This window comes from Bradyrhizobium sp. Leaf396 (genome assembly GCF_001424605.1).
Classification (GTDB): domain Bacteria; phylum Pseudomonadota; class Alphaproteobacteria; order Rhizobiales; family Xanthobacteraceae; genus Bradyrhizobium; species Bradyrhizobium japonicum_C.
Map to the genome: position 1 here is coordinate 75,140 of NZ_LMQJ01000009.1, position 23,966 is coordinate 99,105.

Annotated in this window: 30 protein-coding genes; 13 read left to right on the forward strand and 17 right to left on the reverse strand. The window is 64.8% G+C overall.

The window, feature by feature from the left end:
- Positions 1 to 27: 27 nt before the first annotated feature.
- From ASG57_RS11010 to lgt, 7 genes are all read right to left on the reverse strand, one after another.
- The gene (locus ASG57_RS11010) at positions 28 to 1,062 is read right to left on the reverse strand and encodes a D-alanine--D-alanine ligase family protein (RefSeq protein WP_024340446.1); all 1,035 of its coding nucleotides are present in this window, start codon (positions 1,060 to 1,062) and stop codon (positions 28 to 30) included.
- Complete coding sequence (locus ASG57_RS11015; RefSeq protein ID WP_024340445.1) at positions 1,059 to 2,087, reverse strand: putative zinc-binding metallopeptidase; 1,029 nt, start codon at positions 2,085 to 2,087, stop codon at positions 1,059 to 1,061. Before ASG57_RS11015 ends, ASG57_RS11010 begins: the two co-directional genes overlap by 4 nt.
- 225 nt (positions 2,088 to 2,312) lie before the next feature.
- A complete protein-coding gene (locus ASG57_RS11020) occupies positions 2,313 to 3,266 on the reverse strand; it encodes a ribose-phosphate pyrophosphokinase (protein ID WP_024340444.1) in 954 nt (317 codons plus the stop codon).
- 194 nt (positions 3,267 to 3,460) lie between these two features.
- A complete protein-coding gene (locus tag ASG57_RS11025; RefSeq protein WP_024340443.1) occupies positions 3,461 to 4,078 on the reverse strand; it encodes a hypothetical protein in 618 nt (205 codons plus the stop codon).
- A gap of 113 nt (positions 4,079 to 4,191) precedes the next feature.
- The gene (gene pgeF, locus ASG57_RS11030) at positions 4,192 to 4,959 is read right to left on the reverse strand and encodes a peptidoglycan editing factor PgeF (RefSeq protein ID WP_024340442.1); all 768 of its coding nucleotides are present in this window, start codon (positions 4,957 to 4,959) and stop codon (positions 4,192 to 4,194) included.
- Positions 4,956 to 6,074: a class I SAM-dependent methyltransferase gene (locus tag ASG57_RS11035; protein WP_024340441.1), complete on the reverse strand. Its 1,119-nt coding sequence runs from the start codon at positions 6,072 to 6,074 to the stop codon at positions 4,956 to 4,958. The genes pgeF and ASG57_RS11035 overlap by 4 nt, the downstream gene beginning before the upstream one ends.
- Positions 6,075 to 6,095: 21 nt before the next feature.
- Positions 6,096 to 6,941, reverse strand: a complete 846-nt coding sequence (lgt, locus tag ASG57_RS11040; protein ID WP_024340440.1) for a prolipoprotein diacylglyceryl transferase — start codon at positions 6,939 to 6,941, stop codon at positions 6,096 to 6,098.
- 197 nt (positions 6,942 to 7,138) lie between these two features.
- Between lgt and ASG57_RS11045 the strand changes: the two genes are divergently transcribed.
- The 4 genes from ASG57_RS11045 (at position 7,139) to ychF (ending at position 10,288) form a co-directional block, all read left to right on the forward strand.
- Positions 7,139 to 7,402 carry an accessory factor UbiK family protein gene (locus tag ASG57_RS11045; protein WP_024340439.1) on the forward strand — a complete coding sequence of 88 codons (264 nt, stop codon included), beginning with the start codon at positions 7,139 to 7,141 and terminating at the stop codon, positions 7,400 to 7,402.
- Between the two features lie 264 nt (positions 7,403 to 7,666).
- On the forward strand, positions 7,667 to 8,380 hold the full coding sequence (locus ASG57_RS11050; protein ID WP_057196234.1) for a 50S ribosomal protein L25/general stress protein Ctc: 714 nt from the start codon (positions 7,667 to 7,669) through the stop codon (positions 8,378 to 8,380).
- 58 nt (positions 8,381 to 8,438) lie between these two features.
- A complete protein-coding gene (gene pth / locus ASG57_RS11055; protein ID WP_024340437.1) occupies positions 8,439 to 9,044 on the forward strand; it encodes an aminoacyl-tRNA hydrolase in 606 nt (201 codons plus the stop codon).
- 146 nt (positions 9,045 to 9,190) lie between these two features.
- Entirely contained in the window at positions 9,191 to 10,288 is a 1,098-nt protein-coding gene (ychF, locus tag ASG57_RS11060; protein WP_057196235.1) for a redox-regulated ATPase YchF, read from the forward strand.
- 95 nt (positions 10,289 to 10,383) lie between these two features.
- Here the strand turns inward: ychF and ASG57_RS11065 are convergent, their stop codons facing one another.
- Complete coding sequence (locus ASG57_RS11065; RefSeq protein WP_018648333.1) at positions 10,384 to 10,680, reverse strand: DUF4282 domain-containing protein; 297 nt, start codon at positions 10,678 to 10,680, stop codon at positions 10,384 to 10,386.
- 163 nt (positions 10,681 to 10,843) lie between these two features.
- On the opposite strand from ASG57_RS11065, the gene ASG57_RS11070 reads away from it, so the two are divergent.
- The 3 genes from ASG57_RS11070 to ASG57_RS38615 all read left to right on the forward strand — a co-directional run bounded on the left by ASG57_RS11070 (position 10,844) and on the right by ASG57_RS38615 (position 12,122).
- Complete coding sequence (locus ASG57_RS11070; RefSeq protein ID WP_024340435.1) at positions 10,844 to 11,296, forward strand: MaoC family dehydratase; 453 nt, start codon at positions 10,844 to 10,846, stop codon at positions 11,294 to 11,296.
- Complete coding sequence (locus ASG57_RS11075) at positions 11,296 to 11,778, forward strand: MaoC family dehydratase (protein WP_024340434.1); 483 nt, start codon at positions 11,296 to 11,298, stop codon at positions 11,776 to 11,778. Before ASG57_RS11070 ends, ASG57_RS11075 begins: the two co-directional genes overlap by 1 nt.
- Positions 11,779 to 11,975: 197 nt before the next feature.
- A complete protein-coding gene (locus tag ASG57_RS38615; protein WP_024340433.1) occupies positions 11,976 to 12,122 on the forward strand; it encodes a hypothetical protein in 147 nt (48 codons plus the stop codon).
- Positions 12,123 to 12,163: 41 nt separating this feature from the next.
- Here ASG57_RS38615 and ASG57_RS38620 read toward each other — a convergent pair whose 3' ends face one another.
- The 5 genes from ASG57_RS38620 to ASG57_RS11095 all read right to left on the reverse strand — a co-directional run bounded on the left by ASG57_RS38620 (position 12,164) and on the right by ASG57_RS11095 (position 15,524).
- Positions 12,164 to 12,301 carry a hypothetical protein gene (locus ASG57_RS38620; protein ID WP_196232386.1) on the reverse strand — a complete coding sequence of 46 codons (138 nt, stop codon included), beginning with the start codon at positions 12,299 to 12,301 and terminating at the stop codon, positions 12,164 to 12,166.
- A 310-nt stretch (positions 12,302 to 12,611) separates the two neighbouring features.
- Complete coding sequence (locus ASG57_RS11080; RefSeq protein WP_024340432.1) at positions 12,612 to 13,034, reverse strand: hypothetical protein; 423 nt, start codon at positions 13,032 to 13,034, stop codon at positions 12,612 to 12,614.
- Positions 13,035 to 13,243: 209 nt separating this feature from the next.
- Positions 13,244 to 14,152 carry a hypothetical protein gene (locus tag ASG57_RS11085; protein ID WP_024340431.1) on the reverse strand — a complete coding sequence of 303 codons (909 nt, stop codon included), beginning with the start codon at positions 14,150 to 14,152 and terminating at the stop codon, positions 13,244 to 13,246.
- 259 nt (positions 14,153 to 14,411) lie between these two features.
- Positions 14,412 to 14,852: a nuclear transport factor 2 family protein gene (locus tag ASG57_RS11090; RefSeq protein ID WP_024340430.1), complete on the reverse strand. Its 441-nt coding sequence runs from the start codon at positions 14,850 to 14,852 to the stop codon at positions 14,412 to 14,414.
- A gap of 225 nt (positions 14,853 to 15,077) precedes the next feature.
- Positions 15,078 to 15,524, reverse strand: a complete 447-nt coding sequence (locus tag ASG57_RS11095; protein ID WP_024340429.1) for a nuclear transport factor 2 family protein — start codon at positions 15,522 to 15,524, stop codon at positions 15,078 to 15,080.
- A gap of 471 nt (positions 15,525 to 15,995) precedes the next feature.
- Here ASG57_RS11095 and ASG57_RS39085 point away from each other — a divergent pair, with 471 nt between their 5' ends.
- A complete protein-coding gene (locus tag ASG57_RS39085; protein ID WP_035698336.1) occupies positions 15,996 to 16,214 on the forward strand; it encodes a hypothetical protein in 219 nt (72 codons plus the stop codon).
- Positions 16,215 to 16,275: 61 nt separating this feature from the next.
- On the opposite strand, the gene ASG57_RS11100 is transcribed toward ASG57_RS39085, so the two are convergent.
- The 3 genes from ASG57_RS11100 to ASG57_RS11110 form a co-directional block, all read right to left on the reverse strand.
- Positions 16,276 to 16,974, reverse strand: coding sequence for a glutathione S-transferase family protein (locus ASG57_RS11100; protein ID WP_024340428.1), 699 nt, complete (start codon positions 16,972 to 16,974; stop codon positions 16,276 to 16,278).
- A gap of 114 nt (positions 16,975 to 17,088) precedes the next feature.
- A complete protein-coding gene (locus ASG57_RS11105; RefSeq protein WP_024340427.1) occupies positions 17,089 to 17,319 on the reverse strand; it encodes a hypothetical protein in 231 nt (76 codons plus the stop codon).
- An 11-nt stretch (positions 17,320 to 17,330) separates the two neighbouring features.
- Complete coding sequence (locus ASG57_RS11110; protein ID WP_028145954.1) at positions 17,331 to 18,095, reverse strand: sulfite exporter TauE/SafE family protein; 765 nt, start codon at positions 18,093 to 18,095, stop codon at positions 17,331 to 17,333.
- A 151-nt stretch (positions 18,096 to 18,246) separates the two neighbouring features.
- Here ASG57_RS11110 and ASG57_RS11115 point away from each other — a divergent pair, with 151 nt between their 5' ends.
- The 4 genes from ASG57_RS11115 (at position 18,247) to uvrB (ending at position 22,850) form a co-directional block, all read left to right on the forward strand.
- Entirely contained in the window at positions 18,247 to 19,197 is a 951-nt protein-coding gene (locus ASG57_RS11115) for a LysR substrate-binding domain-containing protein (RefSeq protein ID WP_024340426.1), read from the forward strand.
- 71 nt (positions 19,198 to 19,268) lie between these two features.
- Positions 19,269 to 19,493, forward strand: a complete 225-nt coding sequence (locus tag ASG57_RS11120) for a hypothetical protein (protein WP_024340425.1) — start codon at positions 19,269 to 19,271, stop codon at positions 19,491 to 19,493.
- Positions 19,494 to 19,560: 67 nt separating this feature from the next.
- Positions 19,561 to 19,788 (forward strand): hypothetical protein, encoded by a 228-nt coding sequence (locus ASG57_RS11125; protein ID WP_024340424.1) that lies wholly within the window; start codon positions 19,561 to 19,563, stop codon positions 19,786 to 19,788.
- Positions 19,789 to 19,880: 92 nt separating this feature from the next.
- A complete protein-coding gene (uvrB, locus tag ASG57_RS11130; protein ID WP_080654894.1) occupies positions 19,881 to 22,850 on the forward strand; it encodes an excinuclease ABC subunit UvrB in 2,970 nt (989 codons plus the stop codon).
- A gap of 84 nt (positions 22,851 to 22,934) precedes the next feature.
- Here uvrB and ASG57_RS11135 read toward each other — a convergent pair whose 3' ends face one another.
- The gene (locus ASG57_RS11135; protein WP_024340422.1) at positions 22,935 to 23,321 is read right to left on the reverse strand and encodes a hypothetical protein; all 387 of its coding nucleotides are present in this window, start codon (positions 23,319 to 23,321) and stop codon (positions 22,935 to 22,937) included.
- Positions 23,322 to 23,633: 312 nt separating this feature from the next.
- On the opposite strand from ASG57_RS11135, the gene hmuQ reads away from it, so the two are divergent.
- A complete protein-coding gene (gene hmuQ, locus ASG57_RS11140) occupies positions 23,634 to 23,957 on the forward strand; it encodes a heme-degrading protein HmuQ (protein ID WP_024340421.1) in 324 nt (107 codons plus the stop codon).
- Positions 23,958 to 23,966 lie beyond the last annotated feature (9 nt).

The window sequence follows — 23,966 nt, forward strand, 5'->3', positions numbered from 1 at the left end:
CAGGTATCGGCGCCAATCCGCCTTTCGTCAGCCTAACGATACACCTGCCTTTGCCCGGCTGATTCCGAGGGTCAGGATGCGGTGCAGGAGATCCGGATATTGGAGCCCGTCATGTTGAGCCGCGGTGGCGAACTCCTGGTTCCTGGCGATTTCCGGATTCGGGTTTGCTTCGATGAAATAGGGCGTGCCGTCGGCGGAGAGGCGAAAGTCGATGCGCGCATAGCCGTCGAGGCCCAGGACCTGATAGATGCGTTTTGCGGCACGCTGGATGCGCGCGGTGACTTCCGGCGTGAGGTCTTTTGCAGGCCCGTCGACGATGCCGACCCGCTCCTGATAATCGGTGTCGTGCTTGGCTTTCTCGGTGGCGATGTGCCGTGACCTGCGCCCGCCCATGTTGCCGAATTTCAGTTCCCAAACAGGCAGAACACGCAGACGGTTGTTGCCGAGAACGCCGACATAGAGTTCGCGTCCCTCGATGAACTGCTCGGCGATGGCGGCGGTTTCGCTCCGCTCGTGGATGAAGGCGACGCGTTCCGCGAGCTTCTCGTCGGTGTCGACGATGGAGGCTTGCGAGATGCCGAAGGAGCCATCCATGTTCAGGCTCTTGACGATCAGTGGCAGCGCAAGACGCGGGGGGCGCTTGACCTTGCGGCGCATTGGGAAAACGGCGAAGGCCGGCACCGCGATGCGGCGGTGATGCACCAGCGTTTTGGACAGATCCTTGCCGCGCGCAAGGATCAGGCCGCGCGGATTGCACCCGGTATAAGGGACCCTCATCAGCTCGAGATAGCTGGCGATGTGCTGGTCGTAAGCGACGTTGGAATGGAATTCTTCCAGCAGCGTGAAAACCACGTGTGGCTTGAACTCCTCGATCGCTTCGCGGACTGGCTTGATCTCCTCCTGCGCCCCGAGCGGGCGAACCTCATGGCCTGCCTCGCGCAAGGTGCTTACCACGTCATATTCCGTTTTCCACGCGTTGATTTCCTGTGCGGTGTATCCGTCAGAGGAGTCCGGAGGCAGGAAGTCCGGATGCATCAGCACGAGAATGCGGAGACGTCTCATAGCGCGATCCATTTGCGCCGGGACGGGCCAAACAGCGCGTGCATCGTCTTGGCGGTCACGAGGACGATGAAATCGAGGACGAGCTTCTGTTCGGGGCCGACGGCCCGCAAATCGAGATCCCGGCAGCGGGAAATCATGTCGTCAAGCACGGCATCGAGCGTGAGCTGGTTCTCGCCCGTCCATCGCGCGACCAATTGCCTGATCTGGGCGCGGTGCCGCCTGATCAGGGTCGAGGCCGGCGTTGATCGATGGTGACGTGGATCGGCTGAAAACAGCCGGGACAGGTCGCGGTCGTAGGTTTTCGGTGGCGTGAAGGCGTAGAACGCCTGCTTCTTCTTGTAGTGCTCTTCGAGGGTCTGGCTGAGCCGGCTCAGCGGGTCGACGCGCTCCCGCGTCGTGATCTGCGGCCGCTTTCCCGCGATCTCGCCCATCAACTCGTCGACATATTCGAGCTTCTTCAGCGCCGGCCAACCGGCATATCGGGTCCGCCAGTTCGAGCGCGGCCGCAGCCACACCGCAAAGGTCTCGGCGAAATCCTCGTCGGGATGGCTCTGTGCATACCAGAGCCGAAGGTGCTGGACGTAACGTCTGCTGGCCGGATTGGGCCGGTAGTAGCGCGGGTAGCGCTTCGACGACGGGCCGAACAGCTGTTGCCAGCGCCGCCGCCGCTGCAACTGGTAACCATGCTGCAAGGCATGCCCGGCCTCATGGCGGAGGATAGCCATGCACTCGCGCCAGGTTCCGCCCTCGACGTCGAACATCATCTTCTTCTCGAGCTTCATCAGGCGCGGATGGGCGAGATAAAAAGGGATGGCGATGCCGGGCACGTCGCCGGGGCTGAACCATTCGCTCGAGATCCATGTGTGCGGCCGCAGCCGGATGCCCCGCTCTTCCAGTTCCTCGTAGAGGGTGCCAACGCAGTCTTCGAGCCAGGTGCCTTCGACTGTAACCTTCAGGCTGCGGAGGCGTTGCTTGAGCAACGCGTCATCCGACAGCTTCTCCCAAGCAAATTTCCGGCGTGGCATCAGGCATCCAGAGGCAGAGATGACTCGGTATCTCGATGATGTCACGGGCCGCCGCTGGCAACAACCGGCGCGGCCAGGCTGCGGTGGGGCGATGGCCGAGGTCAGACTGTCATTTCGGGGGCGTGCGTTGCACGAGCCCCAAGTCCCTTGATGTGCAACGGTTCGTTGGGAGACGGACTCCGGATTGGCCTCGCCGAAGGCCCCGGAATGACGGGGGTGAAAAAGTCAGTCGAACAGGCTCGACACCGACTCCTCCGCCGCCGTGCGCGCGATCGCGTCGGAGATCAGGCTGGCGATCGGCAGCGTGCGGATATTCGGCGCCTTGGTCACCGCATCGGTCGGCAGGATCGAGTCGGTGATCACGAGCTCTTTCAGCTTCGAGCCGGAGATGCGTGCCGCCGCACCGCCGGAGAGCACGCCGTGGGTGATGTAGGCGTAGACGTCCTTGGCGCCCTTGGCGATCAGCGCGTCGGCCGCGTTCACCAGCGTGCCGCCGGAGTCCACGATGTCGTCAACGAGGATGCAGGTGTAGCCGGCGACCTCGCCGATCACATTCATGACCTCGGACTCGCCGGGACGCTCGCGGCGCTTGTCGACAATGGCGAGCGGGGTGTTGATGCGCTTGGCAAGGCCGCGCGCGCGGGCCACGCCGCCGACGTCGGGCGAGATCACCATCACCTTGGAGAGGTCGAACCTCTCCTTGATGTCGCGCACCATCAGCGGCGCCGCGTAGAGATTGTCGGTCGGAATGTCGAAGAACCCCTGGATCTGGCCGGCATGCAGGTCGAGGGTCATGACGCGGTCGACACCCGCCTGCGTGATCAGATTGGCGACGAGCTTGGCCGAGATTGGCGTGCGCGAGCCGGACTTGCGATCCTGCCTCGCGTAGCCGAAATAGGGCAGCACCGCCGTGATGCGGCGTGCCGAGGAACGACGCAGCGCGTCGGTGATGATCAGGAGCTCCATCAGGTGGTCGTTGGCCGGGAACGAGGTCGACTGGATGATGAAAGCATCCGAGCCGCGGACGTTCTCCTGGATTTCGACGAAGATCTCCATGTCGGCGAAGCGCCGTACCACCGCCTTGGTCAGCGGCAGATCCAGGCCCTGCGCAATGGCCTGGGCGAGGGCCGGATTGGAGTTGCCGGCGACGAGCTTGATGGAGCCGTTCTTGGCCGACATGGACGCTTCCTCCCGCGCTTTGCTGGATACGACGTTCAACATCAGAGAATACCCACTGGCAGCACGGTTACGACGCGCGAGGAAATATCAGGCGGGAGGCTGCAATGGCAACCCGGGATGCTACGTTTTCCCTTCGAAAATCCTGAGTCGGGCCAACGGCTTGGCCGCAAGTTGAGGCCTTGGTTTAGCAGGGGTTATTGGTCGGCATAGCCTAGCGCCGAAGTCGGCATGTCCGACAGCGGAGCGTCCTTGATGACGCTCGCCACCGCTGGTCCCCGCAAGGCCGGAGCCGCGCCCGGGGCATCCGGCGTTCCGTTGATCATGTTGGAAAGTCCGCTGAATCCGGCCTGGGCGATCTTCCGCAACACGAGGTCGTCGGCAGCCGCCCACGCGTCGCGGCCGCCCTTGGCCGAGGTCGGTTCCTCGCCGGAGAGGCGCAGCGCCCGCTGCTGGTTGGCGTCGTAGACGTCCCAGACCCAGGCAATCACGGTCTTGCCGCGCACGACCTGGGCGGAGAGGTAGCTTCGCACGCGATAGGCGGCAGTGCCCTCGCGGGAGACCACCGACAGGCTGCGCAGCTTGGATTCGCTGTCGAGCACCCCGACCATGCGGTCGAACACCTGCGGCGGCGGTCCGTCGATCGATTCGAACGCCACCGTCGCGCTGCTGCCGCCGCTCGGCGCCATCGCATAGGAGTTCGCGGCACCGCCGCCACCTCCGGCGCAGCCGCCAAGTGCGGTCGCAGCCGCCAGCAGCATGACCGCCAGCGCGCGCGAACCCGCGCGGCGCAAAGTGAATGACGCGTCCCTCATTATGGAGGGCAGCGATATCGTTAAAATCGATTAAGGTCTAGGGCAGCCGCGCCACAGCGCACCGTCATCGTGTCCGGGATCACCCCCGGAATGACACGGGGTTGCCTATGTGTTCACGTCTCGAGCGCGATCGCGTGAATGTGGCGGCCGTAATCCGGCTCCTTGCGGTGCACCGAGCGGCGATAGCTGAAGAAGCGTTCGTCGGCATAGGTGTCGAGCCCGAGATCGTCGATCATCAGGATGCCGGCGGATTCCAGCCGCTTGCGAACGAAGCCGGCGAGATCGAACATCGCGTGGCCCTCGCGCACAGACGGGATGAAGAACATGGCGTTGTCCGCATCCGCCTCGATGAAGCGCGTCACGAACTCGTTGCCGACCTCGTAGCTCTCCTGGCGGATCATGGGGCCGATCGCGGCGATGATGCCGCCGCGCGTGGCACCAAGCTTCTCCATCGCCGAGATCGTTGCTTCCAGCACGCCGGTCAGCGCGCCCTTCCAGCCGGCATGGGCGCCGCCAATCACGCGCGCATTGGGATCGACGAACAGCACCGGTCCGCAATCGGCCGTGGAGACGCCGAGCGCGATGCCCGGCGTCTTCGTCACCAGCGCATCGCCCTTGGGCCGCGGTCCGTTCGGCCAGGGCGCATCAGCCACGAGCACGTCGGGCGAATGAACCTGGTGCAGGCTGAGGAAGCGTTCGGGCGCAACGCCGACATGCTCGGCCATGCGGCGGCGGTTCTCGGCGACCAGGGTCTGATCGTCATTGGAGCCGAGCCCGCCGTTGAGCGCGGCATAGATGCCGCTGGAGACGCCCCCCTCGCGAGTGAAGAAGGCATGGCGCAGGCCGGGCACGGCGGACAGCAGCGACGAAGCAAGTGTCATGAGGCTTCTCCTGCCTGATCGAGGTCGCTGAGGCCGGCAAGGCCCGTCAACCGCGGCTCGGAGATGCCAAGCACCTTGAACATCGAGCCCATGCCGCCACGCCCGGTATCGGTCAGGCGCTTGAGCGCCACCGAAATGTCTGTGGCGACTTCGGGCGTCGCCTTTTGCATCAGCGCGGCCGCGCGGGTGTCGATGCCGATCCGCTTGAGGAAGTCGCCCTGCGTCACCGGGCCGTGCACGCGCGCGCCGACATCCTCGGCGGCGCGCGCCAGCGCCTGGAAGTCGACATGGGCGGTGACGTCGGCCTGGCCCGGCGCCTTCAGGGGATCGGCGAAGGTATGGCGCGCGATCGCCTGGAAGGTGTCGCCGGCATCGCTGCGCAAATGGCCGTAGTCGATGATCAGCGCCGCGCCGTCCTGGTCGCGCACGCGCGTGGCGAGCTTCATGATCTCGCCGTCGGGCCGCCACTCGAACACGGCGCCGACGGGAGCGGCGCGCACCAAGGGTGGCAGCAGTACGTCGAAGCGCGGGGTCGGCTCCGGCGCTGCGCCAAACTGAAGCTTGCCGTTCGCATCGATCTCGATGACGCGCTCGTGCCAGCCGTTCTCGTGGCGGATCATCTGGTGGATCGGCAGCACGTCGAAATATTCGTTGGCGAGGATGATGCTTGGTCCTTCCGGCACCTCGTCGATGCTGTCGTGCCAGGCGATGTTGCGCACGTTGGCGAGCGTCGCGCTCTGCCGTTCACGCAGGACCGGATTGACCTCGACCATGTGGATGTGGAGCGCCTGGTACAGCGGCGGCAGCACGCGCAATGCGCGCAGCGCGTCCGCCATCATGGTGCCGCGCCCGGGACCAAGCTCGATCAGCCGCAGGAACTGCGGTGAGCCCATCTGCTTCCACACCGAGGCGGTCCACAGTCCCAGGAGCTCGCCGAACATCTGGCTGACTTCGGGGGCTGTGGTGAAGTCGCCCTCGCGCCCGAGCGGATCGCGCGAGACGTAATAGCCGTAGCGCGGATGCATCAGGCACAATTCCATGTACCGCCAGACCGGCATCGGGCCTGAAGATTTGATCAGGGCCTTGATCTCGTTGAGGAGCGGCGAGTCGGTCACGGCCTGCTTTCTGGAGATGAACTAGCTAACTGTCTCGATCGGCTTCGGCGCACCGCGCCTGATTGCCGATACAATAAGTATAAGGCCTACGATAAGCATCGGGATCGACAACAGCATGCCCATGGTTAATCCGCCCCAGAGATAGCCGAGCTGGGCGTCCGGCTCGCGGAAATGCTCGCCGATGATCCGGGCCAGACCATAGATCAGGATGAACGCGCCGAGGATCATGCCGGGTCGCTTCAGCGCGCCGAGGCGGATCATGACGGCCAGCACCGTGAACAGCAGGATGCCTTCCAGGCCGGCCTGATAGAGCTGGCTCGGATGGCGCGCCAGCTGCGTCGGATCATTGGGGAAGATCATCGCCCAGGGCAGGCTCGCATCGGCGGCGCGGCCCCACAATTCGCCGTTGATGAAATTGGCAATGCGCCCGAGCAGCAGCCCGACCGGGGCGACCGCAGTGGTGATGTCGCCGAGGGACAGGATCGGGATGCCGTTGCGATAGGCAAACCCCATCACCGCCACGACGCAGCCGAGGAAGCCGCCGTGGAAAGACATGCCGCCCTCCCACAATCTGAAGATCGCGGCGGGATGATCGATGAAGAAGGGCAGATTGTAGAACAGCACGTAACCGGTGCGGCCGCCGAGGATGATGCCGAGCGTGACCCAGAGGATGAAATCGTCGATCTGCACCAGCGAGATCGGGGCCGGTCCGCCCCACAGGCGCTCGTTTTTCAGCAGCGAGCGCGCATAGAGCCAGCCGAACACGATGCCGCAGATATAGGCCAGCGCGTACCAGCGGATCGCGAACGGACCGATCTCGATCGCGATCGGCTTGAAGGCGGGAAAGTCGATGAGCAGATAGGGCATCGCGCCTTCCAGGTCTGGACGAGATCGCAGCGAAGGAGCACCGGCAGGCGCCGTGTGATTCTTCTTATGCAGGGAGGTTGAATACGATTGCAAGGAAACCGGTTCATGACAAGGATGCCGCGCGGCGGCCCTTGAACCATTCCCTGCGGATTGCCATTGTCTTTCGAGAGTTCGCGCAAAGTTTATCGGAGACCGAAATGACCCAGACCAACAACCGGTTTTTCGACGAGATCGGCCGCCTGATGAACGATGCCGCCGGTGCCGCCCAGGGCGTCAAGCGCGAGTTCGATACGGTGATGCGCACCCAGGCGGAAAAATTCCTGCGCGACATGGATCTGGTCAAGCGCGAGGAGTTCGAGGCGGTCAAGGACATGGCGCGCCTCGCCCGTGAAGAGAACGAGGCACTGAAGGCGCGGATCGCAGCGCTCGAGGCAAAGCTTGGCGGGACGCCGACGCTCTGAGGCAATAACAGGCCCGGGCATCGCCAAATCGTCATGGCCGGGCCTGACCCGGTCATCCATCTTCCTCAACAGCCGTCGCTTTGCGTGATGGGTGCCCGGGTCAAGTCCGGGCATGACAGCGGCCCATTCTCCTTGTCATTTCCGCATCTTCCGGGTAAAAGCCCGCCACGTTCGCAGCCCCCGCACCCCTGGAGGCTTGCTGCGGATGATGCCATGGGCCGCGCTGCGGCCCATTAACTTTTGCAAAAACAAGGACTTAACGACATGGCGACGACCGTCAAGGAATTGAAGGCGACCGCACGTCCGAAGAGCGGCAAGGGGGCCGCCCGGGCTGAGCGTCGCGCCGGGAGAGTGCCCGGAGTGATCTATGGTAACAACCAGCCCCCGGTCACGATCTCGATCGAGGATCGTGAGCTGCGCCAGCGCATCCTCGCCGGCCGGTTCCTGACCACGCTGGTCGACATCGACCTCGACGGCAAGAAGCACCGCGTCATTCCGCGCGACTACCACCTCGATCCGGTCAAGGATTTCCCGATCCACGTCGACTTCATGCGGCTCGGCGAAGGCGCCACCATCCGCATCAGCGTGCCGTTGCACGTGGTGAAGGCCGAAACCTCTCCGGGCGTCAAGCGCGGCGGCACCGTCAACATCGTTGCCCACGCGATCGAGCTCGAATGCGGTGCCGAGAACATCCCGCAGTTCATCGAGGTTGACGTCGGCTCGCTCGAGATCGGTCACTCCCTGCATCTGTCCGACGTCAAGCTGCCCACCGGCGTGAAGACGCTGGCGCGCGAGGATGCGACGCTCGTCACCATCGTGCCGCCTTCCGGTTACGCCGAAGAGCAGAAGGCCGCGGCTGCGGCTGCTGCTGGCGGCGCTCCAGGCGCTGCGGCTGCCCCGGCGGCTGGCGCGGCCGCTCCGGCTGCTGCTCCCGCGGCGGCTGCCAAGGCTCCTGCCGGCGGCGACAAGAAGAAGTAATCTCTCAAGGCTGGCGCGCGGTCCTTGATCGCGCGCCGAGCGAGGGGCGCGCCGCGTCATGCAACTCTTTGTTGGGCTCGGCAATCCCGGCGCGAAATACGCACGCAACCGGCACAATATCGGCTTCATGGCTGTCGACGAGATCGCGCGGCGTCATGGCTTCACGCCATGGCGCCGCCGCTTTCAGGGCGAGACGTCAGAGGGCACGCTCGGCACCGAGCGCGTGATCCTGCTCAAGCCCGCGACCTACATGAACGAGTCCGGCCGCAGCGTTCAGGAAGCCGCAAGCTTCTTCAAGATCGCCGCCGGCGACGTCAGCGTTTTCCATGACGAGCTCGAGCTGCCGCCGGGCAAGGTGCGGGTGAAGATCGGCGGCGGCATCGCCGGCCACAACGGCCTGCGCTCGATCTCGGCGCATATCGGCAACGACTACCGCCGGGTCCGGCTCGGCATCGGTCATCCCGGCGTCAAGGAGCTGGTGCATGGCCACGTGCTGTCGGACTTCGCCAAGGCCGACAGCGAATGGGTGGCGACGCTCTGCGATGCGGTCGCCGAGCACGCGCCACTGATCGCCAAGGGCACGGATGCGACCTTCGCCAACAGGGTGCATCTGGCCATGCAGGCGAAGGGGTTTTTGACCAAGGACGAGAACGGCAAGGAATAAGGTCGCCGTTCTCTCCGTCGTGCCCGGGCAGAAGCGCGAAGCGCGTCTTCGCGCTAGATGTTCCGGGCATCCACGTTCTTCCTTCCGCGCGTTAGGGCGTGGATGGCCGCTCAAGCCGGCCATGACGAATACGGATAGAGGACATCATGGGATTCAAATGCGGGATCGTCGGGTTGCCCAATGTCGGCAAGTCGACCTTGTTCAATGCACTGACCGAGACGGCGGCTGCGCAAGCCGCGAACTATCCGTTCTGCACCATCGAGCCGAATGTCGGCGAGGTTGCCGTGCCCGATCCGCGGCTGGAGAAGCTCGCCGCCATCGCCAAGTCCGGCCAGATCATTCCGACCCGGCTGACCTTCGTCGACATCGCGGGCCTCGTGCGCGGCGCCTCCAAGGGCGAAGGCCTCGGCAACCAGTTCCTGGCAAACATCCGCGAGGTCGATGCCATCGCGCACGTGGTGCGCTGCTTCGAGGACTCCGACATCACCCATGTCGAGGGCAAGATCGCCCCGCTCGCAGACATCGAGACCATCGAGACCGAGCTGATGCTCGCGGACCTCGACAGCCTCGAAAAGCGTGTCGACAACCTCACCAAGAAGGCCAAGGGCAACGACAAGGACGCCAAGGAGCAGCTCGACCTCGTCAACCGTACCCTCGTGCTGCTGCGCGAGGGCAAGCCCGCGCGCCTCGTCGAGCGCAAGGCCGAGGAGGAGCGCGCCTTCTCCATGCTCGGCCTGCTGTCGTCTAAGCCTGTGCTTTACGTCTGCAACGTCGAAGAGGGCTCCGCGGCTACCGGCAACGCTTTCTCAAGGGCAGTCGAGGAGCAGGCCGCCAAGGAGGGCGCGGTCGCCGTCGTTATCTCCGCCAAGATCGAGTCCGAGATCGCGACGATCTCGCGTGAGGAACGCGCGGACTTCCTGGAGACATTGGGACTGGAGGAAGCCGGCCTCGATCGCCTGATCCGCGCCGGCTACCGGCTTCTCGATCTCATCACCTATTTCACCGTGGGCCCGAAGGAAGCGCGCGCCTGGACCATCCATCGCGGCACCAAGGCACCGGCGGCGGCCGGCGTGATTCACACCGACTTCGAGAAGGGTTTCATCCGCGCCGAGACCATTGCGTATGAGGACTACATCACGTTCGGCGGAGAAGCCGGCGCACGGGATGCCGGCAAGCTGCGGCTAGAAGGCAAGGAATACGTCGTCGCCGACGGCGACGTGATGCATTTCAGGTTCAACACGTAGTATCTCTCCTCGTCATTGCGAGCGATCGAGCAAGCCGGACTGTTGCCGCGGTGGCAGTCTGGGTTGCTTCGTCGCTTCGCTCCTCGCAATGACGGCTACCGCATCCCGCCGCCCTGGTCGCGGATCGCGCCGAGATGCTCGTTGATGCGGAAGACGATCAGGATCAATTCCGCGACGATGCGCGAGAACACGATGCCGACCACGACGCTGGCGATCGAGGACAGCAGCACCAGGAAGCCGCCGAACGGGCTGATCGCCATTGCGGCGAGCCCTGAGAAGATGCCGGAGAGGCCGAACAGACAGATCAGCGCGATCACCAGCCAGTAGAAGGTCTTGATGATCGTCGGCGTGATGAAGCGGTCCCACTGAAACAGATCGCTGAATGAAAACATTACTCTCCCCAGGGCAAGATCGGGCCCCCACACCGGGCCGTGGCAGATGGTCCGACTCAAGGCCACGCCGCCAGCCTGTATGTAGCACGAGCCATGCGGGCCGGCGGGTTGAGATTGCTGCAAAGTGCGGCCACAATCTGTCATTCCTGCAAAGCTTTCCAAGATGACCCTGACCTTCGAAGACTTCCCGCCCGGCCGGTTCGGCACGTTCGGCCCGCGCCACGTCACCCGCGACGAAATTCTGGCCTTCGCCGCCGAGTTCGATCCGCAGCCGATGCATCTCGACGAGGAGGCCGCAGCCAAGAGCATGCTGCGGGGCCTGTCTGGCTCGGGCTGGCATCTCTGCTCGCTGATGATGCGGATGATGGCCGACGGATTTATCACCCGCTCCGCGTCGCTGGGATCTCCTGGCGTGGATGAGGTGCGCTGGTTGTCGCCCTTGCGGCCCGGCGACGATCTCATGCTCGACGTCGACGTCGTGGAGGCGCGCGCTTCGAAGAGCCGGCCCGAACTCGGCATCGTCAAGTTCAAATGCACCGTGCGCAACGCGGCGGGGCAGGCGCTTGCCGAGATGACCTCGCCCATCCTGATCAAGCGGCGCGAGGGAGCGGTCTGATGCGGTTCTTCGAAGACATCGCGATCGGACAGCGTCGCGAGATCGGCACCTATACGTTCACGGCCGAGGCCATCAAGACATTCGCCGCAAAGTTCGATCCGCAGCGTTTTCATCTCGACGAGGAGGAAGGCAAGAACTCGCTGTTCGGTGGGCTCGCGGCCTCGGGCTGGCATGTCGGCTCGGCCTGCATGGGCCTGCTTGTCGCCGACGGCCAGCGCCTGGCGCGAGAAGCCGCTTCACGCGGCGAGGAGGTTGCCGTGTGGGGCCCATCGCCGGGCTTTCGCGACCTGCGCTGGATCAGGCCGGTGCTCGCCGGCGACACGGTCGCTTACGTCAATGTCGTCATCGACAAGCGCACCTCGGCCTCGCGCCCCGGCTGGGGCATCTTGACCGCCCGCACCACCGGCACCAACCAGCGCGGCGAAGAGGTCTATTCCATCACCGCATCGGCCTTCGTGCCGATGCGTGGAAAGAGCGTTTAGACTTGTTCCAAGATGAACGGGGCAATTGAGCGCGCAAGTGTTGCCCGCGCGCTATGGACGCGATTCCGGGCGGCTGCCATAAGCCTGCGCGAGCTGGTCGCCGCGAAGCAGTTCGGCGGAACCAGTGAGTTGCTAACTAATTATGAACCTGTCGCTGTCTATTTGAAACGAATTGGCAGAGACAGGGGACGAGGACCATGGCAGACCGCGGCGCACTCAAATTCGTTGGATTCATTTTTGCGACTGCGACGCTGGCCGTGATGCTGGTCGCCGGCATGGTGGTGAAGGGCTATGCCGATGGCGCCTACACCCTCGAAGCTTCGACCGTCGACGCGCGCCGGTAAGAATTCCTTAATTATCCAGGGCCGCGGAATCCGCTCCTGCGTTAGCGGCTGTAGACGAACGCGAGCACGGCAATCGCAACCGCGAGCAATCCGATAAAGCGCAGCACGATCGTGCCGAGCTGATTCGGCGCGGGCCGCAGCGCGACAGGGTCCGTGTTGTCGGGCCGAATGCTTTCCATCTGACGTATCCCCAAGACCCGGCCATGGCTGCACGGGCGCTTGGCGTTGGTCGCCGGGGAGAGGCGGAGGGTTCAACGCCTCGCGCCGGCGCACCCACAATTGTCATGCTACGGACTGAATGCTTGAACGGGGCATCCAGTACGCCGCGACCCATCAGGTCAATCTTTCGCCTCTGGAATACTGGGTCACACGCTTTCGTGGGTGATGACAGCTGTGTTCGGGAAGTCGCGTTCAAACACCTACCCTCACGAATCAGAACCGCCGCGCTCCCAGCGGAACGCGGCGGCCGGTGATGTCTTGTATTGATGCTTAGCTGTTGCGCAGGCCGTCGGCGGCGCGCTTCCACTGCGCGACGTTGTCGGCGATCATGCGGGTCGACTTCATCGCGGCCTGGCTGAGCTGGGCGTAGCCGGAGATCTCGCGCTGGACGCGCTGGCCCTCGGCATGCAGCAGGTCGCGCAGGCTCTCCAGCTCCGAGATCAGATTCTCGATTTCGGCGAGCGAGGTGCCGGCGACGCGCTGGATCAGCGAGTTGACGTTGTTGACGGTGGCTTCCGCGCTCGGGTCGAGCGGCGGCGCGTCGGTGGTGGTCGATGCCGGGCGGCGCAGATAGGCGATGTCGTTGCGGACGAAATCGCGGATGCCGGCCTCGACTTCGGTCACGGCGGCAAGGTTGGTGTCGACCGGCTCGGTCTCGGTGGCTTCGATCTTCTCGGGACGCATGGCGTTCATCGTTGTTCCCCTGTTCGCGTTGAGCGCAGCGCGAGTGTCCCCCGCACGACGAGTTCGATCATCCGACTAGGACGTCGGATTTTGACCGCAACTTGGCCGAGATACGGCAAGGGCGGACGATTCGGGGGCTTTGCCGTGGCGTATGGTTAGGGGAGTCTAAACGCTGGACCCGGCGACGCGGCTCCCCAGGAAACAGGGGAGCGCTGGGCTCACCAGCTCTTCTTGAACCCTGCAGCTACGCTCTTGTTGAACGTGCCTTGCGAGGTCTCGCCGACCGAACCGGAGACGGTGACATTGTCGAACAGTTTCTGCTCGGCGCCGAACCTGCGCAGCCATTTGTCATCGGTGGTTGATAGCGTCTGGCCGGCGGTGATGCTGGTGCCGGAGTCGTTCAGGGTGACCTTGGCGATCTGATCGGTCTGGTAATTGCGGGTGATGTGGCCGCCGATGCCGGGGAGCGCGGTGGTGCCCTGCTGGTTGACGCTGTAGCCGTTCTGGAGCGTCAGCGAGGTGTCGCCCGACAGCGGCACGGACTTGGTCAGCGATGCCCCGATCTTGCTGTGCTCGGCGCCGGGATCGACCCGGGCTTCCACCGCAGTCTTGTCCCAGATGGTGCCCGCGCCGGGCGCGGTCGCCATGGCCCACGCGCTGCCGGAGGATTGCGGCAGGCTGCCGCCATTGGCGGCCTTCTGCGCCAGCAGCTCGGACATCGTCCTGGGCTCGTTGGTCACCGTCAGGTCGGCGCCGATTCTCGTATCCCAGAACGAGAACACCGACTGCTTCACGGTCACCGCCGAGGAGCCGTTGGCATTGGAGTTCGACGACCAGTCCAGGCCTTCTTGGGCGGCCTGGGCGCGCTTCTTGGCGGCCATGGGATCGATGCCGGTGCCGGCGTCGACTGCGAGCTGGCTCCAGTCGAGCTTGTCGACATCGATGTCCTTGAGCACGTCGGCGTCGTTCGCGCTGGGAGCCTCGGCCGCTTCCATCTCCGCTTCGTCGTCAGGCGCGGCCGCCGTGGGCGGAATGATCTGCGCCGAAAGAGTCAGCGTCGAGCTCAGGATGAATGCAGCCGCCAGCAATGGCAGCCTGGTCCAGCCAAACCCTGTCGAGAATTCCATCGTCCTGCCCGCAACCCCCGGCACATGCCGTTCGATGTTATATATCGAGTTCAGGCCATGTGCCATTCCGCGCCGAACATGCTGATCCATCGTCGCGAAAATGTGACGGCCCGCGGCGAAAAAGAACCAACGGGCCGCGCGATAGGCGCGCGCCCGGCGACGAGCTTCGAGATGCGACGGCATCCGGCGGGGCTGGAGGCCAGGACGTCGCGATCGCCTCGTCACCGGTCCCGACGAACGGGGCCCGTTGGCGTCCCCCTCAGCCGACGCTGGTCATCTTCGGCAGATGAATGGCGCGGCCGAGTGCCTGCTCGACCAGATCGAAGGTGTCGATCAGCACGCGCATGCTGACGAGCCTGCCCGCCTTGAACTGGGCGAACTGCGCGACCCGCAGGCTGATCGGCTTGTTGGAATCCAGAGCCGTCAGCGAATAACGCAGCATCGAGGCGGCGGAATCGACCCCCAGCATGATGCTCTCGCGGTCGAAGCGGCGGACCTGGAAGTTGTCGGCGAACTGGCGGATGACCTCGAGCACGGCCTCCTTGCCTTGACGCGCGCCGAGGAACGGAAACATGTCGATCGGGCCGTAGAGCGCCCAGTCGACGTCCTCATCGATCAAGGCTTCGACGTCGTCGAAATGCCGGTCGTTGATGGCGCGGTGCAACGCACGCGAGAAACGCCAGAGACTGTGCTCTGTCATTTTGGGAAGTCCTGAAGCTGGCTTGCGAAAGAAACGGAAAACAACCCCATGCACCGTCGGGTGCCGGGGCTCAATTCGTTTGTATACGAATAAAATAAGGCATTTCGGCCAAAACGCAATTCACGTTTTTGCAATGCACCATTGAGCCGATTTTGTGAGATTTACAATAGGACCCCGTAATGTTCCGGGGGCGGGTCAGACCGGTTCCCGGCGGGGTGAACAGGATCAATCCGCCCGCGCGCCCGTGATCAACGGCCCGATCTCCCGCTCCAGCACCTGCTGCACCAGATCGTAGGAATCGATGATCTCGCGGATCTCCGCAACCAGCCCGCCGCGGAAGCGGTAGAATACCGCCATGTCGAACTGCACGATGCGGCCGTTGCTGCGTTTCCTGAAATGGGCTTGCACGTAAGTTGCCACCGCGTCGCCCTCGGCGAGGATGTGCGGTGCCCTGTAGCGGATCTCCGAATAGCGTGCCCAGATCGTCTGCCAGAGCTCGCGTAGCTCGTCCTTGCCATGGCGCGGCACCATGTGTGGCAGCACGTCGATCGGCGCATGGGTGAGGAAGTCGACATCGTCGGTGCAGCAGGACAGCGCCGTCTCGATATCTCCGCGGGCGAAGGCGTCGAGCAGGTGCACCACACGCTGGCGATTCAGTTTCTCAACTGTCATCCCGCCTGTCCTCATTGGCCCCGTGGCGCCGCAACGGTAGCGCGCGGCCTCGCGCACCGACAATCCGCAAAATCACAGGGATGTTGCAGACGGTTTGACGCGCGAGCGCAATGCCCGGTTCATGGGGCGCAATTGCGGATCGAATTCGGTATGGCTGCGCGGATCTCCGTCATACGCGCTTGCGTGGCGCGCAACGCGTATGGAGCAATGCGCAACAGGCAAGCAGCGGGAGGAGTTAAGTCACCAGTCCCTCATCGGCCGCGCTGCGGCACTGTCCAAAAACACCGTTCCCGCCAGCATGCGGGCGCCCAAGCTGACACGGTTGAGCGCAGCGAGGCATGCGAATCGCGGGCCATCGGGTCTGTCCTTCGCGCGTTGGGGGCCGCTTTCCTGATACGTGCGCGGCGCGTACTATACCGCAGCGACAGACGAACCCGACATGACAATGACGGCGAAGCCTCGACGTGGATCATGACAAATCCGAAGGAAATGCCGTCAGCGCCGGCACTTGCGCGCCGTCTCGCCTGCTCCCGCTGCGGCTCCGAATTCAGCTGCGACCTCTCGGGCAATTGCTGGTGCGCGGAGGAGGCGGCAAAACTGCCGATGCCGATCGAGGGTGAGGATTGTCTGTGCCGGGCGTGTTTGCGCAAGGCGGCGGCATCCCGTAGCCCGGATGGAGCGCAAGCGTAATCCGGATTCGTTCCGCTGGCGCCGACCCGGATTTCGTTGCGCTCCATCCGGGCTAGGACGATCACACCGCAAATCCCGGCGACTTCCGCGCCATGCCGTCGAACGCGTCAAGCAGCTTCTCGCGCCAGCCATGGATCGGATCGTCCGTCTCCAGCAGCTTGAAAGGGCTGACCAACCGCGCCCACTGAAAACCGCCGAACACGATATAGTCCGCGTAGTTCGGCGCCTCTCCACCGAGATAAGGCTGCTTCTTCAACGTCTGCCGCATCACCTCCAGCGACTTGCGGAATGCGACCACGCCGGTGTCGCGGCTCGCCATGACCTCTTCCAGGGTCTTGCCGCCGAAGCGTGCCTCGCGCGACTTCCGGAAATAGGCAGCATCGATCTCGGCCAGATTGTTCGGAATGTCGGCCACGATCAGCGGAAAGATGCCGCCGACGATGGCGATGTCGCCCCAGGCGTTGATCATGCGCGCCATGGCGCGGCCGCCATCGCCGCCGAACAGCGACGAACGGTTGGGAAAATTGTCTTCGAGATAGGTCGCGATCGTCCAGGAATCGACGACGGGCTTGTCGTCGTGCAACAGCACGGGGACCTTCTCCGAGCCATGCGGCGCAAGCGCGCTCTTCTCGGTGAAGCGCCAGGGCAGTGTTTCCGCTGCGAGCCCCTTATGTGCCAGCGCCATCCGCGTGCGCCAGCAATAGGGGCTGAACGGCCGCGAGGCGTCGGTGCCGACGAGTTCGAAGAGTTTGAGTGACATTGGCGGGTGCTCCGTCATTGCGAGCGCAGCGAAGCAATCCAGACTGCCGCTGCGGTGACATTCTGGATTGCTTTGCTTTTGCTCGCAATGATGTTGTGGAGGCAGGTGCGCGCGTCACCGCCCATGCGCGCGCAACAGCTTCTCGCCGCATTCGGTGACGGCGATAACGAGCCCCACGCCGGCAATCGTCTCGCGCGTAACATAGCCGCGCTCGGCCGCATCTTCCCAGATGGTGAGGCGCGGGCACGAGGTCTTCCAGGTCGCGATCACCTCGACATAGGCGCGCGGCTCGCGCGCGACCCATTCGACGAAATCCAGCACCAGCGGATCGGCGCCACGGCTCATTGCAGGCCTCCCTAGTCGAAAGCGGCCAGCACCGGGGTGCGAACCAGGAGCCAGCCGCCATAGGCGATGTAGTAGCAGGCGATGGTGGTGATCAGCCTGTTGGACCAGGCCATGAATTGCTGGTCGGTCATGGCTTCGAGGATGCGCCGCGCCAGCGTGGTTCCGAGCATCGAGGCCGCAATGGCGACGCCCGCGAGCACGGGATCGAGGCTCGCCGCCTGATCGATGATCCCGCCGAAATAGATCAACTTGGTGAAATGGCTGACGAGCTGGCACATCGCCTTCGTCGCGACCTTCTCGCGCCGGCCGAAATCGCCGCCGAGGAAGAAGGTGTCGAGCAGCGGGCCGGAGACGCCGGTCATCAGCATCAGGCCCATGCACATCGTGCCATAGACCGTGCCCTGCCAGAGCCGATCAGGGTTCGGCTTGATGTTCGCGGGCAAGAGCCGCGCCATGAACGGGGTGATACCGAGCAGCAGCAGCGCCATGGGCTTGTCCGGCACATAGCGGGTCAGCGACCATGCCGCGAGCGCGACAGCGCAGCCGGCCAGATAGTTCGCGACCGCCCGCCAGCGAATATGTGCCCGCCAGAGAAACGCGCGCCAGCCGTTCGAGGCCATCTGCGTGATCGCGTGCAGCACCATCGCGGTCGGCAGCGGCATCAACGCCAGGAGCACGCCGATCAGGATCAGCCCGCCCGCCATGCCGAACAGCCCCGACAGGAACGCCGTAGCCACCATCAGCAATCCAAGGGCCGCAATCATGATGGGCGTCACGCAGGGAGCTCCGCTGGTGCGTGTCGGGGACGCGGGCCGGCAATTCAGCCCTCGCGTCATGGAACAGGTCTGAAGGAGCGTGCCTTGCTTGCCCCTCCCTCGCAAACTGAGTTATCTTGCCCTGGCATCAGTTTTCCTGAGGGTAGAAAGTTTGCGGCGGCTGCTGTTTCTCAACGGCATCAAGGCATTCGAGGCGGCGGCGCGGACCGGCAGCTTCGCTGCGGCCGGGCTGGAGCTGAGCGTGTCGGCGGCGGCCGTCAGCCGCATGGTGCATCTGCTCGAAGAGCGCCTCGGGGTTGCGCTGTTCGAGCGCAAGGCCAATCGCCTGGTGCTGACGCAGGCGGGCCGCGCCTATCAAGGCGGTCTGACGCCGATCTTCGACGCGCTGGCCAGCCTCACCGCGCAGGTGACGGCGCCCGCGAGCGTGCGCGTGCTCACCATCGGCGTCGGCCACACCTTTGCGATGCGCTGGCTGATCCCGCGCCTGTCGGAGTTCCGCAGCGAGGAGCCCGACATCGAGGTGCGCTTCACCACCGGCGGCGCGGCGGTGCCGTTCGGCGAGGACTGGAGCTGCGGCATCAAGCTCGGCACCGGCGACTGGCCCGGCCTCGTCGCCGAGCCGCTGTTTGCCGGCGATCTGACCCCGGTCTGCGTGCCGCGTCTTGCGAGCGGGCTGAAGCGCCCGGCTGACCTGAAAGGCCCGAGCCTGATCCGCGTCGCGCATTCGCCCGAGGACTGGCCGATCTGGCTGAAAGCCGCGAACCTCGCCCGCCTCAACGCGCGCGGACCCGAATTCCAGTTTTATGGCCAGGCGCTCCAGGCTGCCGCCGACGGGCTCGGGATCGCCATGGGCATCCGCCCCTACATCGACGACGATCTGGCGGCCGGCCGGCTGGTGGCACCATTCGACCTCTCGGTGCCCAAGGGCATGCGCTGGTACCTCGTCTATCGCAGCTTCCAGACCGAGCAGCGCGACTTCGCCGCGTTCCGCCGCTGGATCATGCGGGCGGCGTCGGAACCCGCGCCCCGTCAGGCGGATCGGCCGCTCCGCGGGGCGGAACCGAGGCCAAGGGCTCCGCGACAAAAACCCGGCCGCTTGTGAACGGGTTCACATTTCAAAATCCGCAAACGTGGTCCCCTGACTCTCCGAAAAGAAACGTGGGACCTACACTTATGACGACCCTTTACGACGGCTTTGACATCGAATCCTTCGAAGCTGGCAAGGGGCTGTGGCACGCGCGCATCCGGCGGGCCGATTTCAGCCCGGTGGCCATCGACGGCGTGCTGTTTCCGGCCATGGAAGTCGGCTTCGCCTGGCCCGATCGCGATGCCGCGATCGCCGATGCCAAGCACCACATCGACCGTTTCCGCCGGCGGGCCGAGGGCGACGACGAATAGACGAGCGGCCGCAGCCGCATCAGCGGCATGACGGCACAAACAGTGCGGCGCAAAGGGGGGACCGATCATGTCCATCATCGAATTCGACGCGGCGCGGCCGCGAATTTATGCCCGCGCCGTGCTGTCAAACTGCCCGGAATGCGACGGCGATCTTGAGGTGCTGCGCGTGATGAGCGGCCGCGCCGGCTGCGAGTACTGGGCCATGCGCTGCACCGATTGCGGCGGCATCCATCTCGACATCCTCGAGCCGAATCTTCCGGCCGGGGATAATGGGGGACCGCTGCCGGCGGCGTGAGCGGCGCGCTGCTGCCAGCCTGCTGTCAGCAGCCTGCATGGCGGCGGGCATTCGCCCTTTCGCGCGGGGCGGACTCGTCCCATATTCGCCCCATGGCGAAGAAACCCGCATCCTCCGAAAAATCCGGCAAATCCCCCAGGACCAAGGCCCCGAACTCGAAAGCACATCGGCCCGACGTGCAGCCGATCGGGCCGGCGCTGGCCGAGTTGCTCAATCCCGCGATCAATCGCGGCGATGCCGGATTGGGATCTGGCACAGGCCTGCAGCCGCCGCCGGACAATTCGCGCGACCGCCGCGCCGGGGGCGAGGCCGCCGCGCACCGCGCGCGCGCTTCAACGCCGAAGGAGTTTCCGCAGGACACCGCACGGCCGATGCCGCTCCGGCCCGATCCACAGCCGCCGGGAGCACGTGCATCGACCGAGGGTTTCGCGGAGGCGCCGCAGGCCAATTACGGCACTGCCGCCACCATTCCTACGCTCGATCCGGAACTGGCGCGGCAGCTCGGACTGCCGACCGAAGAGGACGATGCCGAGGCGCTGGCGCGCCCACCGCGCAGCAAGATGGAGGCGCTCGGCGTCAAGGCCACCGCGGATGCGCTTGAAGCACTGATCCGCGAGGGGCGGCCGGAGTTCCGCAAGGGCGACGGCTCCACGAAGGTGTGGACGCCGCACCGGCCGCCGCGCCCGGAAAAGTCCGAGGGCGGCGTCCGCTTCGAGATCAAGTCGTCCTATGAACCCAAGGGCGACCAGCCGACCGCAATCGCCGAGCTGGTCGAAGGCATCAACCGCAACGACCGTTCGCAGGTGCTGTTAGGGGTCACCGGCTCGGGCAAGACCTACACCATGGCCAAGGTGATCGAGGCGACGCAGCGCCCGGCCTTGATCCTGGCGCCGAACAAGACGCTCGCCGCCCAGCTCTATGGCGAGTTCAGGAACTTCTTTCCCGACAACGCCGTCGAATATTTCGTCAGCTACTACGATTACTACCAGCCCGAAGCCTACGTCCCGCGCACCGACACCTATATCGAGAAGGATTCCTCCATCAACGAGCAGATCGACCGCATGCGCCACTCGGCGACGCGCGCGCTGCTCGAACGTGACGACGTCATCATCGTCGCCTCGGTGTCCTGCATCTATGGTATCGGCTCGGTCGAGACCTATACCGCGATGACCTTCGCGCTGAAAAAGGGCGAGCGCATCGACCAGCGCCAGCTCATCGCCGACCTCGTCGCACTGCAGTACAAGCGCACCCAGGCCGATTTCACCCGCGGCACCTTTCGCGTGCGCGGCGACGTCATCGACATCTTCCCGGCGCACTACGAGGACCGCGCCTGGCGCGTGAACCTGTTCGGCGACACCATCGAGACCATCGAGGAGTTCGACCCGCTCACCGGCCACAAGCAGGACGAGCTCGAATTCATCAAGATGTACGCCAATTCGCACTACGTGACGCCGCGCCCGACGCTGGTGCAGGCGATCAAGTCGATCAAGTCGGAGCTGAAGCAGCGGCTCGACCAGCTGCACGATCAGGGCCGGCTGCTCGAAGCGCAGCGGCTGGAGCAGCGCACCACCTTCGACCTCGAGATGATGGAGGCGACGGGAAGCTGCGCCGGCATCGAGAACTATTCGCGCTATCTCACGGGGCGCCGCCCCGGCGAGCCGCCGCCGACGCTGTTCGAATACGTCCCTGACAACGCGCTGATCTTCGCCGACGAGAGCCACGTCACCATCCCGCAGATCGGCGCCATGTTCCGCGGCGACTTCCGCCGCAAGGCGACGCTGGCCGAATACGGCTTCCGCCTTCCCTCCTGCATGGACAACCGCCCCTTGCGCTTCGAGGAGTGGGACATGATGCGGCCGCAGACCATCGCGGTGTCGGCGACGCCGGGTAGCTGGGAGCTGAACGAGAGCGGCGGCGTGTTCGTCGAGCAGGTCATTCGCCCGACGGGGCTGATCGATCCTCCCGTGGACATCCGCCCGGCCCGCACGCAGGTGGACGATCTCGTCGGCGAGGTGCGCGCCACCGCGCAGGCCGGCTACCGCTCGCTGATCACGGTGCTGACCAAGCGCATGGCGGAGGATCTCACCGAATACCTGCACGAGCAGGGCATCCGCGTCCGTTACATGCATTCCGACATCGACACCATCGAGCGCATCGAGATCATCCGCGATCTGCGCCTGGGCGCGTTCGACGCGCTGGTCGGCATCAACCTGCTGCGTGAGGGCCTCGACATTCCCGAATGCGCGCTGGTCGCGATCCTCGACGCCGACAAGGAAGGCTTCCTGCGCAGCGAGACCTCGCTGATCCAGACCATCGGCCGTGCCGCGCGCAACGTCGACGGCAAGGTGATCCTCTATGCCGACCAGATGACCGGCTCGATGGAGCGCGCCATCGCCGAGACCAACCGCCGCCGCGAGAAGCAGGTCGAGTACAACACGGCCCACGGCATCACGCCGGAGAGCGTGAAGAAGCAGATCGGCGACATCCTCAACTCGGTCTACGAGCGCGACCACGTGCTGGTCGAGGTCGGCGGCCACGACATGACCGACGACGTCATCTCGATCGGCCACAATTTCGAAGCCGTGCTCGCCGATCTCGAAACCAGGATGCGCGAGGCCGCAGCCGACCTGAACTTCGAGGAAGCCGCGCGCCTGCGCGACGAGGTCAAGCGCCTGCGCGCCACCGAGCTCGCCGTGGTCGACGACCCCACCGCCAAGCAGCGCACCGTGCAGGGCAAGGCCGGCGCCTATGCGGGGACGAAGAAGTACGGCGACGCCGCCAACCTGCCGGTCAGCGCGATGAAGAAGAAGACGGTCAGCTCGGCGCTGAAGGCGAGCGGCGGCGGCAGCGGCTCCAGGGTGCACAAGCCGCATCTCGACGAGATGCACGGCCCGGAATCCCTGCCCTACCGCGAGACCCGCGCACTGCCGGCGAAGCCGTTCGGCGGAAACAGCCGGATCATCCAGCCGACGGACTCACGGCAGTCGGGCCCGGAGTTCGGCCCGGCGCCGAAATCGACGGGCGGGCAGCCGGGACGGCGCGGTGGGTGGAAGAAGAGGTAGGGCCTCCGCGCACTGCCCTTCGTGCCGTGGATTCCGGGCTCGCCGCTTTGCGACGCCCCGGAATGACGGGGAGGATTGCGATTCTCATCCCACGCTCGCCTCCACCACGGCCATCACCGACAGCATCAGCACGATTGTCACGAGCTGGAGCGAGGCGACCGGCTGGGTGCGCCAGGCGGTGATCTTGTCTGACAGCGACAGATGGGCCTCGAAGAACTTCGGGTCGTAGACGGTCCTGAACAAATGCGGGAAACTCGGCCCGAACGTGACCGCGAGCATCGCATGGACGAACGAGGCGACGGCAACGAAGATGGCGACGCCAGGGTCGCCGGAGAGGTCGCGCTCGCCGCAGAGCTTGAGCAGGAACGCCGCGGCGGCGAAGGTGGGGAAGCTCTGGAGGGTCGCTGTCAGCGCGAGGCCTTCGAGTGCGTTGTGCAGGCGGGACTTTCTGGCGGTGGCGATGCCGGCCATGGCACGTCTCCCTGATGACATGCGTATGACGCTAGCTGCGATGCCGATGCGCTGATGTGAGATGGGTCACGCGCTGGGCGAGCCCTTCACCTCGTCCCGGGCGACACGATCAGCCGCCGCAAATCCAGTCCGAGACGTACGCCCGAGAGACAGGTACAAGGCGCTCCCTCGCGGGAACAACGATGTCCTTGGCCATTTCGATGGCGTTTCGACTATAACTCGAACCGAGCTCGCGGAGGCTGCCCCTCACTTCGCCTCTTCCCATAAGAACCGGGAAAGGCGCTGCGTCCCCACTCTCAGGAGATTTCACCCATGTACATCGCCATGAACCGCTTCCGCGTCGCCAAGGGCTCCGAAGCCGCTTTCGAGCAGGTCTGGCTCTCGCGCGACACCCATCTCGACAAGGTGCCGGGCTTCGTCGAATTCCATCTGCTCAGGGGCCCCGAGCTCGAGGATCACACCCTGTACGCCTCGCACACCGTCTGGGCGAACCACGCGGCATTCGAGGCCTGGACCAAGTCGGAGGCGTTTCGCGCCGCGCATCACAAGGCCGGCGACAACAAGCCGCTTTATCTCGGCCATCCCCAGTTCGAGGGCTTCGAGGTGGTGCAGACGGTCGGACGCGGCGCGAAGTAGGCGCCGCGC

Bases quoted from the DNA above. Each gene is read 5' to 3' on its own strand.
- ASG57_RS11045 (WP_024340439.1), top strand. From the start codon at position 7,139: ATGACCCAGACCAACAACCGGTTTTTCGACGAGATCGGCCGCCTGATG.
- uvrB (WP_080654894.1), top strand. From the start codon at position 19,881: ATGGCGAAGAAACCCGCATCCTCCGAAAAATCCGGCAAATCCCCCAGG.
- pgeF (WP_024340442.1), bottom strand. From the start codon at position 4,959: ATGACACTTGCTTCGTCGCTGCTGTCCGCCGTGCCCGGCCTGCGCCAT.
- ASG57_RS11085 (WP_024340431.1), bottom strand. From the start codon at position 14,152: ATGGAATTCTCGACAGGGTTTGGCTGGACCAGGCTGCCATTGCTGGCG.
- ychF (WP_057196235.1), top strand. From the start codon at position 9,191: ATGGGATTCAAATGCGGGATCGTCGGGTTGCCCAATGTCGGCAAGTCG.
- ASG57_RS11105 (WP_024340427.1), bottom strand. From the start codon at position 17,319: ATGAGCCGTGGCGCCGATCCGCTGGTGCTGGATTTCGTCGAATGGGTC.
- ASG57_RS11050 (WP_057196234.1), top strand. From the start codon at position 7,667: ATGGCGACGACCGTCAAGGAATTGAAGGCGACCGCACGTCCGAAGAGC.
- ASG57_RS11025 (WP_024340443.1), bottom strand. From the start codon at position 4,078: ATGAGGGACGCGTCATTCACTTTGCGCCGCGCGGGTTCGCGCGCGCTG.
- ASG57_RS11100 (WP_024340428.1), bottom strand. From the start codon at position 16,974: ATGTCACTCAAACTCTTCGAACTCGTCGGCACCGACGCCTCGCGGCCG.
- ASG57_RS11080 (WP_024340432.1), bottom strand. From the start codon at position 13,034: ATGAACGCCATGCGTCCCGAGAAGATCGAAGCCACCGAGACCGAGCCG.
- ASG57_RS11095 (WP_024340429.1), bottom strand. From the start codon at position 15,524: ATGACAGTTGAGAAACTGAATCGCCAGCGTGTGGTGCACCTGCTCGAC.
- ASG57_RS39085 (WP_035698336.1), top strand. From the start codon at position 15,996: ATGACAAATCCGAAGGAAATGCCGTCAGCGCCGGCACTTGCGCGCCGT.
- ASG57_RS38615 (WP_024340433.1), top strand. From the start codon at position 11,976: ATGGCAGACCGCGGCGCACTCAAATTCGTTGGATTCATTTTTGCGACT.
- ASG57_RS11015 (WP_024340445.1), bottom strand. From the start codon at position 2,087: ATGCCACGCCGGAAATTTGCTTGGGAGAAGCTGTCGGATGACGCGTTG.
- hmuQ (WP_024340421.1), top strand. From the start codon at position 23,634: ATGTACATCGCCATGAACCGCTTCCGCGTCGCCAAGGGCTCCGAAGCC.
- ASG57_RS11135 (WP_024340422.1), bottom strand. From the start codon at position 23,321: ATGGCCGGCATCGCCACCGCCAGAAAGTCCCGCCTGCACAACGCACTC.
- ASG57_RS11020 (WP_024340444.1), bottom strand. From the start codon at position 3,266: ATGTCGGCCAAGAACGGCTCCATCAAGCTCGTCGCCGGCAACTCCAAT.
- ASG57_RS38620 (WP_196232386.1), bottom strand. From the start codon at position 12,301: ATGGAAAGCATTCGGCCCGACAACACGGACCCTGTCGCGCTGCGGCCC.
- pth (WP_024340437.1), top strand. From the start codon at position 8,439: ATGCAACTCTTTGTTGGGCTCGGCAATCCCGGCGCGAAATACGCACGC.
- ASG57_RS11065 (WP_018648333.1), bottom strand. From the start codon at position 10,680: ATGTTTTCATTCAGCGATCTGTTTCAGTGGGACCGCTTCATCACGCCG.
- ASG57_RS11120 (WP_024340425.1), top strand. From the start codon at position 19,269: ATGACGACCCTTTACGACGGCTTTGACATCGAATCCTTCGAAGCTGGC.
- ASG57_RS11090 (WP_024340430.1), bottom strand. From the start codon at position 14,852: ATGACAGAGCACAGTCTCTGGCGTTTCTCGCGTGCGTTGCACCGCGCC.
- ASG57_RS11125 (WP_024340424.1), top strand. From the start codon at position 19,561: ATGTCCATCATCGAATTCGACGCGGCGCGGCCGCGAATTTATGCCCGC.
- ASG57_RS11075 (WP_024340434.1), top strand. From the start codon at position 11,296: ATGCGGTTCTTCGAAGACATCGCGATCGGACAGCGTCGCGAGATCGGC.
- lgt (WP_024340440.1), bottom strand. From the start codon at position 6,941: ATGCCCTATCTGCTCATCGACTTTCCCGCCTTCAAGCCGATCGCGATC.
- ASG57_RS11070 (WP_024340435.1), top strand. From the start codon at position 10,844: ATGACCCTGACCTTCGAAGACTTCCCGCCCGGCCGGTTCGGCACGTTC.
- ASG57_RS11010 (WP_024340446.1), bottom strand. From the start codon at position 1,062: ATGAGACGTCTCCGCATTCTCGTGCTGATGCATCCGGACTTCCTGCCT.